An 18,896-nucleotide genomic window follows, 5' to 3' on the forward strand; every position below is an offset into this window, starting at 1 on the left:
CCCGCGTTTGATACGCCGGAAATGCGGGCCATACATCATATCGGATATGAAGATGTAGCCGCAGACCGGCAGGGAGTAGTGGATATATGGACAGATGGGGAGATCATAGCATTAATTAAAAAATTAAATATACAGTTGATCAGTTATAAGGATTTAATGTGAAAATGGGGGAATGTGGCAATTTGGCAATTTGAAAATTTGAAAATGTGAGAACCTGCAAAGCGGAGTTTTGTACGACATTTCATTTAATACACAATCTACATTTTGGTATAGCTTTCTCTTGTGTTGGTGGAGTTATCGAAAAATTTGAGACTTATGCACCAACGATATTTTCTGCCTCAGTATTTAAGAAAAGATGTGACGTTTTATCGTTTGTTTTTAGGCGATAGTTTTTGCCCGGTTACGGTTATTGGTTCCAAACTTTGCTTTTTGTCTGACTTATGTCCGATTACTGTTATTGGTTCCAAACCTGGGTTTTTATCTGATTTATGTCCGATTACTGTTGTTGGTTCCAAACTTTGGCTCTTATCTGACTTATGTCCGATTACTGTTATCGGTACCAGACTTTGGTTTTTGTCTGACTTTTGCCCGATTACTGTTATTGGTTCCAAATTCTGCCTGGAAGGTTTTGAAGTGGATTTTGGAATAGTATCTTCAATAGGTTTCTGAATTTTTTTTGCTGTTTGAAGATTTGTTTTTGTATCTGATTGCGCTTTAACACTGACAGACAAAACGGCTAATACAATCAAAGTAATTGGGAGTGCCAATATCTTCCTTAAATAGGAATATTGGGTTTTGTTTGATAAACTAATCATATTTAACCTGCGTTTTATTGATGAATTAAAAAAGGAATGAGATGGTGAAAGGTAGCTGCCATCATTATGAGAATGAAGAAGCATTTTTGCAAAAGATGCTGTATCGCCATTTTCAACAGAAGCTGCATCTGCAATAAATTCGTGTATCGTATTTAACTCTCTTTGTATTAACCAGTAAAAGGGGTTCATCCAAAATATGCAAAACACAATTTGGGCAAATAATTTGTCATAAGTGTGGTATTGCATAATATGAGTCAGCTCATGATTTAAAATTTTTTTCCCATTGATGTCTGTTGCAGAAAGCCCGTGCTTCCAGAATAAATTGCTGAGAAAAGAAAATGGGGCCTGATTAACTTCTGTTTCAATTAAGGTGTATCCCCTCATTTTTGTATTCGTATTCATTCGCTTTATTCTATAAATCCACATTATTTTTGAAGCTAAAAGAAAAAGCAACAAAACACTTATAAATGTAATAGTGCACAATAATACAGCGCCGGTAGTAAAAAGCTTAGCTGGACCGCTTATGGCCGGAGAATTTACAATGGATACAAAAGTAGTCAGCGGAGTGTTTTGTGATTCCACAATATAAAGCCATCTGAAATTTATGAAAGGAATTATAAGACTAATCATTATTGACAGTAACAAATAAAACCTGTTGTAGGAATGAAATTTTTTATTCCTAAGTGCAGCCTGATAATAGAGGTACAAAATACCACTGGCAAAAATTGATTTGATGAGGAAGGATGCTAATGTATCCATATACTATTTCTTAGTTTTTTTTATTTGTTGCAATAAAAGCTCCAGATCTTTAACTAATAATTTGTTTTCATCTACCAAAAATGAAATAACATTGGTAAAAGATCCTTCAAAATATCCTTTTGCAACATTATCCAGCGTTGATTTTGAATATTGCTCTTTTGTAATTACCGGACGGTATCTGAAAAACCTTCCAACATTTTCAGTTTCTACAAAGCCCTTATCCACCATTGTTTTAAGGACTGTTGCAATAGTATTTTTGTGTGGTTGTGGTTTGGGCATATTTTTTACTATTTCCATCAATAGCCCACTTTCCAACTTCCATAATACCTTCATTATTTGTTCTTCTGCCTTAGTAAGAGGTCTCATAAACTATTTTTATAGTTCAAATATAGAACTATTTTTATAGTTCAGTGAAATATTTTATAATTTTTTTTATAACCCCAGTGGACCTTTACATAGATTTGGCAGTACAGGCAGAGCTTATTAAACCTGAATAGCAACTGCTTATTTGTTTGAAGATGGGCCTTCTCATTACTTAAGCTTATTGCTTAAATTGCACCATAAACAATTACATTTATGCTTGAATGGCTTAAACAACCCTGGCCCTGGTATGTAGCCGGACCCCTGATTGGACTGACCGTGCCCGCCTTGCTGCTGCTCGGCAACAAAACCTTTGGTATATCGTCCTCGCTGCGGCATATCTGCGCCATTTGCGTTCCTGCCAGGATTCCGTTTTTCAGGTACGACTGGAAAAAGGAAGCCTGGAATCTTTTTTTTGTGGCTGGTATTTTATTAGGCGGTGTAGTGGCGGCTCAATGGCTGGCCAACCCGGAGCCGGTGCAGGTTCATCCTCACCTGTCGGAAGAACTGGCGGCTTATGGCGTAACAGATTATAACGGAATTGTGCCCCGGGATCTTTTTTCATGGACAGAATTATTCACCCTGCGCGGCTTCATTATGATCGTTGTTGGCGGTTTTATGGTAGGCTTCGGCACCCGCTATGCCGGGGGCTGCACCAGCGGCCATGCCATTATGGGGCTCAGCAACCTGCAATGGCCATCGCTTGTGGCTACCTGCTGCTTTATGACAGGCGGATTTGTTATGACCTGGCTCATTCTTCCCTATATTCTGCAGTTGTAATAAACTACAAACCAAAAACTATAAACTACAAATTCAAATATGCTGATTAAAGAAAAGAAAGCTGAAACCTCCGCCTTAAAAATAGATTTGGGAAACACAGACTACGAAGTGCGCTCACAAAATGCCATGTGCGTAAATGAAAGCACCTTAGACAGGCCGCTTGTCTCCAATATTAAATATGGTTTGCTGGGTATTTTTTTCGGGATCGTATTTGTAAAAGCCGAGATCGTTTCCTGGTTCAGGATACAGGAAATGTTTAAGCTGCAAAGCTTTCATATGTATGGCGTTATTGGTTCGGCAGTGATCGTAGGCATGATCGGTGTGGCGCTGATCAAAAAATACAATGCCCGGTCAATAGAAGGAGAAAAAATTCACCTGGAGCCCAAGCGTTTTCATAAAGGCCAGATCTACGGCGGATTGATCTTCGGACTGGGATGGGCTATTACCGGCGCATGCCCGGGTCCTTTGTATGCTCAGATAGGAACAGGCGCTACCGTAATTATAATAACCCTGTTAAGTGCGGTGGCCGGAACCTGGGTATACGGGCGGTTCATGAACAGGCTGCCGCATTAAAGCAGGCAGTATTGCTTTGTCTGCCGCAGCCAGTCTGTTCACCTTTGCTTAAAATGCCGCACCCCCACGCCACTATTTGATCTTACTGTTGATGTAATCGATCTGCTCCTGTATTTCTGCGGCATTGGAAGAAATATTCTTCATGGCAGTTTTTTGGGTAGCTATGGTTTTGAGCAGTACATTGTTTACAAAAGGATATATATCTTTTTGATAGGCGGAGGGGATCTGATCGCGAAATGCAACCAATGCATCCGTAGCTTTTTTTACAGCTTCGGTGTTGTTGACCTGAATGGCATAATAGGCTACGGTATTTGCATTCTCAACTTTTGCCTGCCCGAAAGGCAGGGCATTATACCAGTTAAGAACATAATCCAGGTCTTCTACCTTGCTGTTCTCGGCAAAAACATTGCTTATCGCTTCAGCCATTTTATCTTTTGTTTTCGTTGCCGATAATTTTTTTGCTTCTGCATATGCCGCGGCTTTATCAAGCTGGTTCAGAGACAGTATGGCCGCTCCCGCCACACTGTAGGAAGAATCATTAACGCTTTTTTGTATCAGTTCCCTGTAAATGGGTTTGTCGTAAATGCTCAATGCCATTAAAGCTTCGGCCCTCACTGTAGGTTCCTGGTCGCCCCTGGCAACCGAAAAGATGGTGGATTCAACAACCTGTTTTACATTTTCCTTTTTCAGATCTGCCGAATGGAGCGCGAATATCCTCAATTCCCGTGACCTGTCCTTCAACGCGGTCTTTAACAGATCCACGGCAGCGGTGCTGTCTTGCAGCAAGGCGCATGCGCTTATCGCTTCCCGCCTGTCAACATACAATCCGGCAGTATAATACTGATGTATATAGTTTGCAAGTGATTTGCCTGTTTCCTTCTTTTCACAAAGCAGTATCTTATCCCCGTCAAAGTTTACAAGATCGGGTTCAACGGCAACCGTAAATGTAAAGGCCTGGTCTTTTTTATCTACCCAAACGTTATGACGGGTTTTATTCTTCCCATTATATATGTCTATGGCTACCGGCAAAATAAAGGCCGGTTCAGACTGAGTTTGCTTTACATTCACCGAAACCGTTTTGCTGCTGTCGTTATAGGCATAATGGATGTTGAGTTTGGGATGACCGCTGCCGAAATACCACTGATTAAAAAACCAGTTCAGATCCCTGCCACTCACTTCTTCAAGTGCCAGCCTTAACTGGTGCGCTTCGGCATTGTTGAATTTGTGGGAGGTAAGATACAGGTGCAGTCCCTGGTAAAATGCATCTTCGCCGAGATAGTTTTTAAGCATGTTCAATATCCTGCCTCCTTTCTGGTAGCTCACCAGGTCAAACATGTCGTCTTTATCTTTGTAATGATAACGGACCAATATCTTCTTTGCATCTTCAGGGCTGCTGAGATACTGCTGCATATCCTTATAATTTTCAGCATCCCCGGCGTCTTTCCCATATTTGTATTCCTTCCACAGCACCTGGCTGAAATTGGCAAAGGATTCGTTTACCGTTAAGTTGCTCCAGCTTTTGGCGGTAACATAATCGCCAAACCAGTGATGAAAAAGCTCGTGAGCAATGGTGCTTTCCCAGCTATTGCCGTCGAGCAACTGTCGGGAATCCTGTTGTGCATTTTCCTGGTGCATGGTAGCTGTGGTGTTTTCCATAGCACCGCTTACGTAATCTCTGCCTGTTATTTGCGAATATTTTGGCCAGGGATACGATACGCCGGTAATTTTTTCGAAAAAGGCGATCATCTCGGGTGTATTGCCAAAAATTTTCTTCGCAACACCGGCATATTCTTTTTCTACATAATAGCTTACCTCTTTTCCTTTATAAATATCTTTAACAATGGCATAATCGCCCACACCTATAAAAAAAAGATAAGGAGAGTGGGGGAGATCCATCTTCCAGTAATCGGTTCTTGTGCCATCTGCATTTTTTTGCTGCTGTAAAAGTTTGCCATTGCTGAGCGTTACATATTTAGACGGTACGATCAGGAAGAACTCCTGGGTGCATTTTTGATTCGGTTTGTCTATGGTTGGGCACCATACAGAAGTGCTTTCTGTTTCACCCTGCGTCCAGATCTGCGTAGGCTTGTTTTTGTCTTCCCCCCGCGGGTTAATGAAGTATAATCCTTTGTCATCTCTTATTGCTTCACTTCCGCCTTTGGCCAGTTCATCGGGCTTTGAAATATACTTAATGTATATTTTATATTGTTCTCCTTTCTTATATACTTTATCTAATTTGATATGCAACTGCCTACCGTCATATTGGTACTTTAAAGGTGTGGTAACAGTACGTTTTGCAATGGCAACCGCTTCTATTTCCATTCCTTTGGCATCCAGTACAAGGGAATCGGTGCTGTAAAAATGGGGCTCAAGCGTAATCCATACCTTCCCGTACATATATGATTTATCATAATCAAAACGGGCCTCCAGCTTGGTATGCACGAGATCATTTATTTTTTCGGGAACTGCCCGGTAAATGCTTAACAGCGAATCGGCAGTTGTGCCGGCAGTTTGCGCCCGGAACAATGCCGGGAATGCGGCAATGCATAATAGAACCAATAATTTTTTCACGTATAATTGAATTTGATAAAAGACTGTTGTCAAAAAATATACCCTGTTCACCTTTTTAGCTGTGAAACGTACAGATTAACGATATTTAGCAGCAATATTATATTTAACGGTTTACATTGCATTGCCGCAACACAATAATACTAACATTTATTACGATTTATTAACGCTGCAAAATTCCGGTATAAATAAGCAAATAATGTTTTTTTTATATGAGTGGTGACAGTTTCATCTTTTCCAGTAGTTTTGTTTAGGGTTTAAAGACATGAAACCGTGCTGAAGCAAAATTTATAGTTTAATGAACGTACTGCGGAAACTGGTTTTTACCTTCCTTATCTGTTTCCTGGTTAACATTGTTTTTAGCCAGCAGCAATATTATATATACATCCAGTCTGAGGATCAGCAGGAATTTTATGTACGCACAGGTTCTGAAATTTTTAACTCTTCGGGAAATGGTTATCTGGTGATTCCCGGGCTCCAAAAAAATACACACGAAATTATAGTTGGCTTCCCCGGTAAAAAAGAACCGGAATGGCGTTTCAATTGCACCATCAACGAAGCCGACCTTGGCTTTGTGCTGAAAGCTGAGGGAAGCGATGGATTGCATTTGCTGAGCCTTAAGCATGAAGAAGAAATGAAGGGAACGGCGGTTGCCCGTCATCCGGAAGTAAAAGAAAACAATGTTGTCCCGCCCCCGGGTGTGATCAGCAATGACCCGTTTTCATCTATGCTTGCCGAAGCGGTAAACGATCCTACCATCCGCCGGCAGCTCGTAATTGTGGAGAAGGAAGCTGCGCCTGCCGTTGCTGTAAGTGACGATCCTTCGAAAGCGATACATGGCAGCACAGTTCCCGAACAAAAACCTGTTGATGAGGATACGGACAAGGATAAGGATAAGGTTGCCCTTGCAACACTGCCGCAAGCCGCTCCCGTTGCTGCAATAACTGAAGATGAAAAGCCGGCCTCATTCGCAGTAAAGAAAACCGGGAAAACCAACAGCGTACAATCCGGAAAATCTTCTAAAGCGGGGGCCGCGGAAAAGTCGGAGAATATCCTAACGGCAACCGCAGAAAAAAAATATGAACCGTTTGTGGTAAAAGAGATCCACGAACCTGAGAATGCAAAAACAGTAGAATCTTCAATATCAGAAACAGAAAAAGAGGAAGATAACGCAGTAACTGAACCATTAAAAGCCCCTGAACCTTTTGTAGTAAAAGAAACGAAGAATGATATTCCTCAAACAACTTCTTCGGTAAAGTCCGGAACAGAAAAAAATACAATCAACAATGAGGATACAAAATATCTTCCTTTTGTTATAACGCCGGGAGATAAGGGAAACAGCAATGAAAACAGAACTGCCGGGTCTGAAGCAGTTACTGAAAAAAATAAGGCGCCATTGGTTGTAAAAAAGGAAGATAAAGTTCCGGCTGTTGAAAAGGAGAAGCCCGGTTTACCGGGCTCAGCCAAAGAAGATAGGGATCCTACCGGTATTTCTAAGAATGAAAAGCGAACACCGGCGGGGAAAAAAGCAATATTGTCTTCTATACGAAAAACACTGGAAAGAAAAAGCAGGGACGGCACTGATCTGATCTATATTGATGAGAACCTTAATGGCGCTAAAGATACGATACGTATATTTGTGCCCGTTGTGCCATGAATGATTCATCCCGGGGGTTAGTTAACCGGCTCTTTCTACTTCTTTATGAATTTGGCCATCAGCACCTGTTCACCTTGTTGTAGCTTTATAAAGTATACTCCTTCCGATAAAGCATTAATGACAACCCTTCCATTTTCGTTTTTTCCCTCCTGAACCAATCTACCCGTAATATCATAAATATGATATGTTTTCGGTGTAAGCAGCTTTTCATTGTTGAACCGCAGTGTAATAGTGGCTGATGCGGGGTTGGGAAATATAGCCAGATGCGATCCGGCGCCTGTATTGACCTGCTCTTCCGGTAAGGCGGCGGAATTCCGGGGCTCGTTCAGGGCGGTGGAATAAAGGATGGTTTCCCTGGCTCCGGATGCGGCAAACAGATCGTGTATCCTTTGCCGTTGTCCATAGGTAAACATATGCAGACAGGCATCGTCAGAAAAATCCATGAAGTTCATAAACATGTCGCCACCAGGGCCCGGGTTGCACCCGTTTTCAGCGATCCTGGGGAACGAAGAGCAGCCGCTGTTGAATGTTTTCTGAGGCGGTGTGTCTTCAACATCATCGCTTCCGCAGTCTGTGTCACCCCAAAGGTGCTTGAGGTTCAGCCAATGTCCTACCTCGTGTGTGGTTGTTCTGCCTTTATTATAGGCCGAACTGCCGTTGCCTGTAGCGCCAAATACATCCGTGCGTATTACAACTCCGTCTTTTTCGGGCGATGCGCCGGGGAAAGTAGAATAGCCCAGTAAGCTTTTGGTGAGGTTGCACACCCATATATTAAGATAATAACGACTGTCCCAGGCATCATTGCCACCCGAGGCCGAAAATTTCATTTTATCGTCCTGCTGCCAGTACAGGCGATCTGTTTTTTTTCTGATGATCCCTGTGGTGGCACGTCCTTCAGGGTCAGACTTGGCCAGTTCAAAGCGGATCCTGCAATCGGCGGCCAAAGGAGCAAAAAATGCCGGTATCCGGGCTGTATCATCATTCAGCTTCCTGAAGTCTTTGTTCAGTACGTTGAGCTGTGATTGTATCTGCGTATTGCTGATATTCTGCTCTTCGCTATTATACAATACATGTATTACAACGGGAATGGTGATGAGCGGTACGTCTGCAACATCGCTGCCCTGCTCTTTTTTTGATATGGCCGAACGCGTTTTTGCACTGTTTTCAAGCTGGGTATACCGCATGCGCAGAGCCGCATCATTATTGAGCTGGCTTTGCCAGTATTGGGTTGTTACGCAGCTGCGCTGTGCAGCCGCCCACAATGAAGTACAGCAAAGTATGCTGATGAACAGAAAAGATTTCATTGGCTGATTTTATAATCAGCTTTTCAATATGATATTAAATTTATCGTGAAGTTGGAGAATCAGAAGGAATTGGACCAGGCTTCGCCTGCGTTTGGAATGCTGTTGCGGAAGCAAAGTAATATAAAATTCCGAACCGGTCTTGGCTGCAGTCATGGTTTTCGACGACAGGGTGATAATTGCCGGTTAAAATATAGCTCAGGAAGCATACATCATGCCCAAAACTTTATTTTTGCAGCAATTGGTTATGATATGATAAAAAATATTTTCGTTTGCGGTTGTTGTATGTTTTTACTTTGGTCCTGTAACAGCAACGACCGTTCTCCCGGTTCAGACGCTGGTATTACTGAAAGCAACATACCTGCCCCTTCCCCGGTCGGCTACTCCGTGCAGAACAGTTATCCGCACGACACCCTGGCGTTTACCCAGGGGCTTGTGTACTATAAAGATCAATTGTACGAAGGTACCGGGCAAAAAAAAGAGTCTACCCTGCGAAAAGTGGATTATAAAACGGGTGTTGTTGAAAAGAAGATAGATCTGGATCCTGATTTATTTGGAGAAGGCATTACCATTTTAAATGACACCCTTTACCAGCTAACGTGGGAGGATCACCTGGTTCTGGTATACAGCCTCAGGGACTTGAAACAGGTTCGTACGATATACTGGAACAGGGAAGGCTGGGGAATTACGCACGACAATGTTAATCTTATCATCAGCGACGGAACCGATAAATTGTATTTTGTTCGTCCGGGCGATTTTAAGCTAATGAAGATCGTATCGGTATACAATCACCTGGGTCCGGTTAACAATTTAAATGAGCTGGAGTATATTAACGGATACGTATATGCGAATCAATGGGAAACCGATTATATCCTGAAAATAGATCCTTCTTCGGGGCTGGTAACAGGAATACTCGATTTTACCGATGCGCTCAAAAGATTTGCAAACATCAATTACGATAAGAAATCCGTACAGCAGGGCGCTGTGCTGAATGGCATTGCATGGGATTCTGCATCAAACCGCTTGTTTGTAACCGGTAAGCTGTGGCCGAAAATACTGGAAGTGAAGCTAAATTAGGTTTGTTGTTTATTGTTTATGGTTTCTGGTTACCTGTAACCTGATACCTCAAACCTGATACCTCCCCCGCTACGATTTTTTCATGCGGTATTTTTTGGCTACTTTAGGATTGTTGAAATACTTATCCAGTTCTTCGGGCGAATCGCCGAATTCAACAATCGGCACTTCTATCAGTTGCAATTGTATCTGCTTGAGCTCATCTCTCAGTTTCTGACTTTTATTGACCAGCTCGGGATCTTTTTCGCCTACCAGCACATTATTCTGGAGCAGGTAATCCAGGCGTTTGATGCTGTTGCGCACCAGCGTTGCAGAATTTTGTTCCTCTTTTTTAACGGGTGATACCGATTCTTTTACAGGCACCATGGCTACGCCGACGCTGGGTAATATTTTGCCCGCAGTTTTTTGCCCGTCTGTTGGTAAGGATGAAAAAACAGTTCCCCCCAATGAAGAGGCCGCTGAAGTAAGATCGAAGGTGGTACGGGTACCGCGTGTTGATCGTATCTGCTTATCCAACTCCATAAAAGTGGCTTTCAACCGGTTCGAATAGTTTTGGATGCTTCTTACTATTTCATTGTATTCAAGTACCTTTTGCGGGTAATTGATGTTTTCTTTTACTACAATCCGTATGGTTGCGGTATCCCGCACATTAAACTTGTTGGCGCCTACAAAATTAACAATCACCTCTCTTTGCTTATCCTTGTCGGTTGGCTTAACAAAGCCGAACGGGGGCGACCATTTAAAATCATCTCCGCATTTGGCTACCGTTCCAATGGTTTTAAGCGGGTAATTGCTGGTCATTGTAATGTTTTCAATAGGGAAGTTCCCATCTTCACACTGAACTTTAAAGCTGATGCTGTCGCCCTCATCCACATACAATATGTTATTAACGCTGGGTTTTATTTTTGAGGGAATGATCTCCGTATTAAAAAACAGCAAAGTAAAAGAAGTATCTATTTTATCTGTGGGATCATCGAGGTTCTGCACACCCAGGTCTACTTTATATTCAAGGTCATATTTGAGCCTGCCGGAAAGGAAGAAAGCTTTTTCGGCCTTAAAAGTCAGCAGCCCGCTGTTTCTGTCAACCTTCAACCCAACGGGAGAATTGGTAAGAAACCAGTAATATTTAGACTGATCTTTATTGATATCCAGTTTATACTGCAGGGTAGAGTCTACATGCAAGGTAATATAAGGATTCAGGTTCCTGATCCTCAGTACCGAATCTTCCTGGGGGATAGTCCGGAAAATAGTATCGGTTTTAGCCGTGTCTATTTTCAGTGAATCTATGACCTGAGAAAACGACGGGAGGATGAAACCTAAAGATAAAACCAGGATGAAAGCAAACTTATTATTGATCAATTTGCTGGTTTTTTTGTGGGTTAAAAAATTAGTAAGGCAAATTTACTGTTTTATTCCAAACTTCAGACAAAGTATAACGCTTAATCCTGCATGCCTGTTATGTTCAGTAGTTGAATGTTAATAATTTATAAAAAATAAGGCCGGCTTCCATTGGAGCCGGCCTGCTTCAAAACTCTGCACCTCATCTTGTATGAAAGTTGAAACCATATTATTGGATTTCTATCTGTTTGCTAACAGCCTGTGCTTCCGCTTTTTTAGGTATATGCACTTTTAATATGCCGTCTTCATATTTGCCCTGGATGATACCGGAATCAATTTTGTCGTTTAAAGTAAAGCTGCGTTTAAAGCTGTAGTGCTTAAATTCCCTGCGAACGGTTTTATAATCTTCGCTTTTGGTTTCTTCTTTTTGTTCGTAAGAAATGGTCAATACATTGTCTTCAACGTTGATTTTAAGATCTTCTTTTTTTAGTCCCGGCGCGTTGAGTTCAAGATGATAAGCATCTTTCGTTTCATGGATATTTACAGGCACGGTTTTCCATTGAACGGTTTCATCATCTTTGCCGAAGTTTGTCCATTCGTTGAACCAGTCATCCAAAAAACCGGTATAGGCTTTTTTTACCGGTGAGCCGTTTACTTTTAGGAGTGTCATAATTTGCTATTTTTAAATGTTAATGATTTTGTTTTACATCCCGTAATGATCAAACTGTGTTCCACCCGTTGGGAAAGTGATTTTTTTGCAGGAAAGGCTGTTAAAAGCTATTATGATGAGACATAATGTCATTTATTGTTTAGTTTTTGCGACAATATGACTTAATGATGAATAAGGAAAGATTTGATTAACTTTGCAGCACGGAAGAAATTAAATCAAACTTAAAATATTCAAGAAATGTATCCCGAAGAAATTGTAATACCCATGAAAGAGGAGTTAACCGATAAGGGCTTCAACGAATTATTAACTCCCCAGGAAGTAGAAAATGCTTTACAGCAGAAAGGCACAACTCTTGTAATGATCAATTCTGTATGCGGCTGTTCAGCAGGAAGTGCAAGGCCGGGCGTGCTGATGGCTGTGGCAAATGCGCCCAAAAAGCCCGATCAGCTTACTACAAGTTTTGCAGGCTTTGATATTGATGCTGTTAGTACTTTAAGAGCGCACCTCCTGCCTTACCCGCCATCATCTCCTTCAATAGCATTGTTTAAAGACGGGCAGCTGGTGCATTTTATTGAACGTCATCAAATAGAAGGAAAACCGGCCCAGCTTATTGCCGGCAACCTTATTGCTGCATTTGAAGAGCATTGCAACTGACCACTGATATATTTTTTTCGATCCCGTTCTTTTGAGAGCGGGATTTTTTATGATGAATAATATATTGTTATATGCGGATGGTTTTTTGCGAGCGGTTTTTCCTATGATCTTTGTGATGATCTCTGTGCGATATAAAACACCGGTTTATTGTTTCAATCCGCAATTTTAAACTAACATTGTACCTCATACCAATAGTGTAACATGTATCCCAACCTATATTTTTTTCTTAAAGATACTTTTGGAATTGAGCCGTGGGCATGGACAAAATTTGTGAACGCCTTCGGTTTTTTTGTTGCCATTGCTTTTATCCTTTCTGCCATAGTACTGGCCAATGAGCTCAAGCGAAAAGAAAGAGAAGGGCTTTTGTTCCCGGTAGAAGAAACGATCGTTATTGGTAAGCCTGCTTCCTTATCCGAGTTATTGATAAATGCATTATTGGGATTTATAGTAGGGTACAAAGCATTGGGTATTTTTCTCAATAGCGATCAGATACCTCCTCAGGAATATATTTTTTCCGGCAGGGGAAGCTTCGCCGGGGGCATTATACTGGCGTTGATCTTTGCAGGGTTGAAGTATCGTGAAAAGGGGAAGCAAAAGCTGGCAAAGCCCGAAAAAAGAAAGATACGGATATGGCCACATGAACGGGTAGGCGATATTACCATATATGCTGCTATATTCGGATTTATCGGCGCCAAAGTTTTTGATAACCTCGAAAACTGGGACAGGTTTATACAAAACCCCGTTGAAAATTTATTATCACCCAGCGGGCTTACATTTTACGGAGGTTTGATCTGCGCTACTGCTGCCATTTTGTGGTATGCCCGCAAAAAGAAGATCAGCATCCGGCATCTTATTGACGCAGCAGCACCTACTTTAATGCTGGCCTATGCTTTGGGAAGGATCGGCTGCCAGGTGAGTGGAGATGGTGACTGGGGTATTTTGAACAGCGCCTATGTAACCACCGAGTTTGGAAAGGCGGTAGAAGCAGGCCCCGGAGATTTTGAAAAAGCGCTTGAAACCCATAAAACGGTTTATTTAAGTGAGTTCGGAACCGACAGCATACCCCGTATAGCGGTAAAAGCGCCGTCTTTTCTTCCCGAATGGACGGTTGCATACGCCTACCCGCATAATGTAAACGAACAGGGATTTAAAATGGCTGATTGTACCGGCGACCATTGCAACGCCCTGCCTGTTCCTGTTTTCCCTACTCCGTTTTATGAGATCATTACCTGTTTAATTTTGTTTTTGGTATTGATGGCGCTGCGGAAAAAAATAACCATTCCGGGTCAAATGTTTTCCATTTACCTGGTGCTGAACGGGTTGGAACGTTTTTTTGTTGAAAAGATCCGTGTAAATACGAAATATGATATTTTCGGGTTTCATCCCACACAGGCAGAAATTATTTCCACTTTATTAATAATAGCCGGTATTGGGCTTTTCTTTTGGTTTAAAAATTACGCCCGTTCCCTGGTCCCAAAAACATAGCGTAACCTAAGTTTGTTTTAAGAGCATCAACTTATCTTGATAGTACTATGTATTACCAAATATCATTGATTTAAACCGTCCATTGTGAAACTATGTACTATGCATTGCAAAGTACCATAGGTTTGTCTTACAATTTAAGTAAGACAAAATACGAACTGCAATGAAAAAACTATTGATGCTCCTGGCTGTTGTTAATTTCAGCGCTCTTATCATACAGGCACAAACTCAGAACGGAACGAAAATAACCGGTATCGTAAAAAATGGCGAAAAAGCTGTTGAAGCGGCTACTGTTACCCTTTTATCTGCTAAAGATTCGGGGGTTGTTAAAATGGAAGTGACAGATAAAAATGGAAAATTTGAAATTGTTTCTCCCGGGAACGGTTCGTTTTTGCTGCTCATCAGTTCTGTGGGATTCGAGAAAAAGTATACTGCCCCCTTCAAGGTCTCTTCCGCAGGCGGGGTTGTCCAAACCGGCACTACCAGCCTTACGCCGGAAAGCAGGAACATGAAGGCCGTAGTGGTTACTGCTAAAAAACCGCTGATCGAACAAAAGATAGACAAACTGGTAGTGAATGTAGATGCTGCGCCTGGCAATGCCGGGGCAACCGTAATGGAAGTGCTTGAAAAATCACCAGGTATCACTGTAAATAATGACGGCGTGATAAGCCTGAAAGGAAAAGCCGGCGTTATTGTAATGATGGATGGCAAACCTACCTACCTGTCGGCAGAAGATCTGGCTAATCTGCTCAAAAATACGCCTGCCTCTGCTATTGACCAGATAGAGATCATGAGCAACCCTTCTTCAAAATACGATGCTTCGGGCAATTCGGGCATTATCAATATCAAAACCAAAAAAAGTCTTAAAATGGGACTGAACGGAAGCATAATGATAGGTGCTACGGCCGGTTTTTTCCCGAAAGGAAACGTTTTATATGTGCAGCCAAAATCGCAGAACAGCCTGAACTTCAACTACAGGAAAAGCAAGATCAACATATTTGGCAGCTATAACCCCAATTTCAATAAACGCAGAAATGAGCTGACCATTATGCGCAACTTCTATAATGAAGATGGCACTTTAAATGCCTCAGCGGCTTTAGGCACCACTTTTAACGGAAATGCGGATAATCACAGTGCCAAACTGGGCGCCGATTACTATATCAATAATAAAAATGTGCTGGGCGTAGTGTTTACGGGCTTTGGCTTTTTCGGGAATTTTGCACCTTCAACCGTATCCAGCATTTATAATCCTGATGGAAGCCTGCAATCCGGACTGTACTCCACAACAGACAATAGCATCCGGTTCAGGAACTATACCGGCAACATCAATTATAAACATAGCTTCGACAGTTCGGGGAGAGAGTTTACGATTGATCTGGATTACGTGAAGTATGATAATGTTTCCGATGTGCTGTTAACAACGAACGTATTGGATAAATGGGGCAGCACCATGGGTGAACCGGTATTGCTCAAAGGCCATCTTCCTTCAAACATTGATATCTATTCTTTTAAAACAGATTATGTACATCCTTTTAAAAACGATTTTAAAATTGAAGCAGGTATAAAAGTCAGCTATGTTAAAAACAACAATATCGTTGATTATACCCGTTACGACGGAGAAGAATGGAAAAATGACTATCGTTCGAATCACTTTATTTATGAAGAAAATATCAATGCGGCATATATAAATGTAAATAAGAAGCTGAGTGAAAAATGGAGCGCACAGGCAGGGCTAAGGGCCGAAAACACCAATACAAAAGGCTACCAGGTAACCAATGATTCTTCTTTCAAAAGACACTATACAAACCTGTTCCCCACCGCATTTGTTAGCTATGCAGTGAATAAGAACAACCAGCTTACGCTTTCGTATAGCCGCAGGATAAACCGTCCCAGCTACCAGGATCTGAACCCATTCATTTATTTCCTGGATTCATTGACCTACCAGCAGGGCAATCCCTACCTGCTGCCGCAGTTCAGTCATAATATTGAATTAAGCCATTCATTTAAAGGGAAATTTATTACCAGTGTTAATTACAGCAGAACCACGGATGTGATCTCGCAGATATTGCGGCAGAACACAGACGAAAAAACAACTTTTCAAACCACCGAAAATGTATCGCGATTCCGTAACATAGGATTGTCGGTTACCGCTCCGTTCAGGTGGACATCGTGGTTTACTTCAAATCTTTTTGTAAACCTCTACAACAATCATTACGAAGGAATATACAATGGCGATCCGATCAATGCTTCCAATACAGCGTATTTGATAAACCTCAGCAACAGCTTCACTTTGGCCCGGGGATTTTCGGCAGAGCTGAGTGGTTTTTACCGCTCGAAAGGGTTGAACAGCCTGCTGGTGATGAATGAAATGTACCAGATGACCATCGGCTTGCAGAAAACGCTCATGAAAGGTAAGTCAACAGTACGCCTCAATTTCAGGGATCCTTTTGGCTGGCAGAAGTTTGGCGGCTACATGAAGTATGGTGATGTGGATGTACAGATAAGAAACCGTTGGGACAGCCGGCAGGTTACCGCAAGCTTTACCTATCGTTTCGGAAAAAGTACCATTGCACCATCCCGCAAAAGGGCAACAGGTGTTTCCGAAGAATTAGACAGGGCAGGCCAGGCGAATTAATGGGATTTGAAATGAATCCGGCATTAATATTAAATCTCAAATTTAAAATTTCAAATTATCAAATAGGTTAGTTTCTCATGTTTTGGTTTTTGATCCCGCTGTTCCCAGTGGGATTTTTTTCGATTTGATCAGGGTATTTAATATAACCGGCCGATGGCTGCGCTTGCTTTATCTTTGAGCCAAAATACTTTGGCATATGGCTTATAAGAATCAGCAGGAATTTATTGCTGCATTAGACAGCGCAGGGGAACTGTTGAGGGTAAAGACCTATGTGGATCCGCGCCTTGAAATGGCCGAAATAACAGACAGGATAAGTAAAAGCGGCGATGGCGGCAAAGCGATATTGTTTGAAAATACCGGCTATGCGTTCCCGGTGCTGATGAATGCTTATGGCAGTGAAAAAAGAATGGGGATGGCTTTGGGCGTGCAACATCTTGATGATGTAGCCAAAGAAATAGAAGCGCTTTTTAAGCTGCTTACCAAACCCAAAGAAAGCATCATAGACAAGCTGAACCTTTTGCCTAAGCTGGGTCAGTTTGCATCGTGGATGCCTAAAGTAAAAAGTGGGAGGGGAGCCTGTCAGGAAGTGGTGATGGACAATCCCGACCTTGGAAAATTGCCGGTGATCACCTGCTGGCCCAGGGATGGAGGGCCTTTTGTTACATTGCCGGTAATTCATACCAAAGATTTAAGCACAGGTATCAGAAATGTGGGCATGTACAGGATGCAGGTTTTTGGTCCAACGCTTACCGGTATGCACTGGCATAAGCATAAAGTATCGGCGAAACATTACAACGGCTATAAAGAAGCCGGAAAGCGCATGCCCGTTGCCGTTGCACTGGGTGGGGATCCTGTATATGCTTATTCGGCCACGGCTCCGCTGCCCGAAAATGTGGATGAATACATGCTGGCGGGCTTTTTAAGGAAAAAAAAAGTAGAACTGGTTAAATGTATCACCCAGCCCGAACTGGAAGTGCCGGCCGATGCGGATTTTATTATTGAAGGCTATGTTGATCCTGCCGATGAATTGATATGGGAAGGCCCTTTTGGTGATCATACCGGTTATTATTCTTTACCCGACTGGTATCCCCGTTTTCATGTTACCTGCATCACACATAAAAAAAATGCTGTGTATCCCGCCACCATCGTGGGTATACCCCCTCAGGAAGATGCCTGGCTGGGCAAAGCCACCGAAAGGATCTTCCTGGCGCCCATTAAAATGACGATGGTGCCGGAGATCATAGATATGGAAATGCCGGTTGAAGGCGTTTTCCACAACCTGGTCATTGCCAAAATAAAGAAGGAGTTCGCGGGGCAGGGACAAAAAGTGATGTATGCCATGTGGGGCGCCGGGCAAATGATGTTCAATAAAATACTGGTTATAGCGGATGAGCATGCCAATATCAGGGATTATACCGGTTTGGCGAAGCAGGTATTTGAAAACCTGGATGTTTCGAAAGATGTTTTTTTTGCCACAGGCCCCATGGATGTGCTGGATCACAGCTGCAGCAAAATGGGATTTGGCGGAAAAATGTGTATTGACGGTACCCGGAAGTTTGAAGAAGAACGGGATGAAAGCCATCAATTGCACGCCATACATCAAAAAGTGGAGCAACAGCACCTGCTGTCGGCTTTTCCCGAAATAGCGCACGCAAATACATCCCTGCCCGGCATGGGCATACCCTGTTTGCTGGTGGCGGTTAAAAAAAATAAAAAAGGCCATATAAGGGAGTTGCACCAACGCATTTGCGAGCAGGTTGCCGGGATAGAAAGCATTAAAATGATCCTGTATGTGGAGCATAATGTAGATCCGGCCAACCTGCCTGTGGCATTATGGCGGTTTTGCAACAACCTTGATCCTAAAAGAGATAATTTCCTGTTTGAGCAGGTTGCTGTTGCGCAGCCCGGTAAAACATTTTGTTGCCTGGGGTTGGATGGTACGCGCAAAACCAAAGAATGGGACGATTTTCGGCGCGATTGGCCCAATATCATTGTTGCCGATGATGCTACTATTGGCGCGGTAGATGAAAAATGGGATGCGCTCGGCATTGGCAGGTTCATTCCTTCCCCTTCATTGCAATATAAAAGCCAGATGTACGGAAGTGAAGCCGTGGTAGAAGACTAAGCAACATGTTGAAGCGTAATTGTTGGCGTATATATAAAAAAATTGAGGCCCATGGAAATGAGCCCCCTTTAGTTTCAACCCTAAACCCTTGAGAAAGATGTAATT

General features: G+C 42.4%; 14 protein-coding genes. 8 read left to right on the forward strand and 6 right to left on the reverse strand.

Going from position 1 to position 18,896, the window contains the following annotated elements:
* Positions 1 to 365 precede the first annotated feature (365 nt).
* Both PLH26_RS10490 and PLH26_RS10495 read right to left on the reverse strand, forming a co-directional pair.
* Positions 366 to 1,574 carry a M56 family metallopeptidase gene (locus tag PLH26_RS10490; RefSeq protein ID WP_324585966.1) on the reverse strand — a complete coding sequence of 403 codons (1,209 nt, stop codon included), beginning with the start codon at positions 1,572 to 1,574 and terminating at the stop codon, positions 366 to 368.
* 3 nt (positions 1,575 to 1,577) lie between these two features.
* Positions 1,578 to 1,940, reverse strand: coding sequence for a BlaI/MecI/CopY family transcriptional regulator (locus tag PLH26_RS10495; RefSeq protein WP_324585967.1), 363 nt, complete (start codon positions 1,938 to 1,940; stop codon positions 1,578 to 1,580).
* A 210-nt stretch (positions 1,941 to 2,150) separates the two neighbouring features.
* Here PLH26_RS10495 and PLH26_RS10500 point away from each other — a divergent pair, with 210 nt between their 5' ends.
* Both PLH26_RS10500 and PLH26_RS10505 read left to right on the forward strand, forming a co-directional pair.
* Complete coding sequence (locus tag PLH26_RS10500; RefSeq protein ID WP_324585968.1) at positions 2,151 to 2,714, forward strand: YeeE/YedE family protein; 564 nt, start codon at positions 2,151 to 2,153, stop codon at positions 2,712 to 2,714.
* Between the two features lie 39 nt (positions 2,715 to 2,753).
* Positions 2,754 to 3,287 carry a DUF6691 family protein gene (locus PLH26_RS10505; protein ID WP_324585969.1) on the forward strand — a complete coding sequence of 178 codons (534 nt, stop codon included), beginning with the start codon at positions 2,754 to 2,756 and terminating at the stop codon, positions 3,285 to 3,287.
* Between the two features lie 72 nt (positions 3,288 to 3,359).
* On the opposite strand, the gene PLH26_RS10510 is transcribed toward PLH26_RS10505, so the two are convergent.
* Entirely contained in the window at positions 3,360 to 5,858 is a 2,499-nt protein-coding gene (locus tag PLH26_RS10510; protein WP_324585970.1) for a M1 family aminopeptidase, read from the reverse strand.
* A gap of 295 nt (positions 5,859 to 6,153) precedes the next feature.
* Between PLH26_RS10510 and PLH26_RS10515 the strand changes: the two genes are divergently transcribed.
* On the forward strand, positions 6,154 to 7,512 hold the full coding sequence (locus PLH26_RS10515) for a hypothetical protein (RefSeq protein WP_324585971.1): 1,359 nt from the start codon (positions 6,154 to 6,156) through the stop codon (positions 7,510 to 7,512).
* Positions 7,513 to 7,547: 35 nt separating this feature from the next.
* Here the strand turns inward: PLH26_RS10515 and PLH26_RS10520 are convergent, their stop codons facing one another.
* Positions 7,548 to 8,816, reverse strand: coding sequence for a T9SS type A sorting domain-containing protein (locus PLH26_RS10520; RefSeq protein ID WP_324585972.1), 1,269 nt, complete (start codon positions 8,814 to 8,816; stop codon positions 7,548 to 7,550).
* 249 nt (positions 8,817 to 9,065) lie between these two features.
* Between PLH26_RS10520 and PLH26_RS10525 the strand changes: the two genes are divergently transcribed.
* Complete coding sequence (locus tag PLH26_RS10525; protein WP_324585973.1) at positions 9,066 to 9,890, forward strand: glutaminyl-peptide cyclotransferase; 825 nt, start codon at positions 9,066 to 9,068, stop codon at positions 9,888 to 9,890.
* 69 nt (positions 9,891 to 9,959) lie between these two features.
* Here PLH26_RS10525 and PLH26_RS10530 read toward each other — a convergent pair whose 3' ends face one another.
* Positions 9,960 to 11,246: a hypothetical protein gene (locus PLH26_RS10530; RefSeq protein WP_324585974.1), complete on the reverse strand. Its 1,287-nt coding sequence runs from the start codon at positions 11,244 to 11,246 to the stop codon at positions 9,960 to 9,962.
* A gap of 208 nt (positions 11,247 to 11,454) precedes the next feature.
* Positions 11,455 to 11,895, reverse strand: coding sequence for an Hsp20/alpha crystallin family protein (locus tag PLH26_RS10535; RefSeq protein ID WP_324585975.1), 441 nt, complete (start codon positions 11,893 to 11,895; stop codon positions 11,455 to 11,457).
* Positions 11,896 to 12,132: 237 nt separating this feature from the next.
* Between PLH26_RS10535 and PLH26_RS10540 the strand changes: the two genes are divergently transcribed.
* From PLH26_RS10540 to PLH26_RS10555, 4 genes are all read left to right on the forward strand, one after another.
* A complete protein-coding gene (locus tag PLH26_RS10540) occupies positions 12,133 to 12,549 on the forward strand; it encodes a BrxA/BrxB family bacilliredoxin (RefSeq protein WP_324585976.1) in 417 nt (138 codons plus the stop codon).
* A 201-nt stretch (positions 12,550 to 12,750) separates the two neighbouring features.
* Positions 12,751 to 14,034: a prolipoprotein diacylglyceryl transferase gene (locus PLH26_RS10545; protein WP_324585977.1), complete on the forward strand. Its 1,284-nt coding sequence runs from the start codon at positions 12,751 to 12,753 to the stop codon at positions 14,032 to 14,034.
* Positions 14,035 to 14,194: 160 nt separating this feature from the next.
* Positions 14,195 to 16,666 carry a TonB-dependent receptor gene (locus PLH26_RS10550; RefSeq protein WP_324585978.1) on the forward strand — a complete coding sequence of 824 codons (2,472 nt, stop codon included), beginning with the start codon at positions 14,195 to 14,197 and terminating at the stop codon, positions 16,664 to 16,666.
* A gap of 196 nt (positions 16,667 to 16,862) precedes the next feature.
* Positions 16,863 to 18,791, forward strand: coding sequence for a menaquinone biosynthesis decarboxylase (locus tag PLH26_RS10555; RefSeq protein WP_324585979.1), 1,929 nt, complete (start codon positions 16,863 to 16,865; stop codon positions 18,789 to 18,791).
* Positions 18,792 to 18,896: the final 105 nt, after the last annotated feature.

The organism is Agriterribacter sp. (genome assembly GCF_035444585.1).
Classification (GTDB): domain Bacteria; phylum Bacteroidota; class Bacteroidia; order Chitinophagales; family Chitinophagaceae; genus Agriterribacter.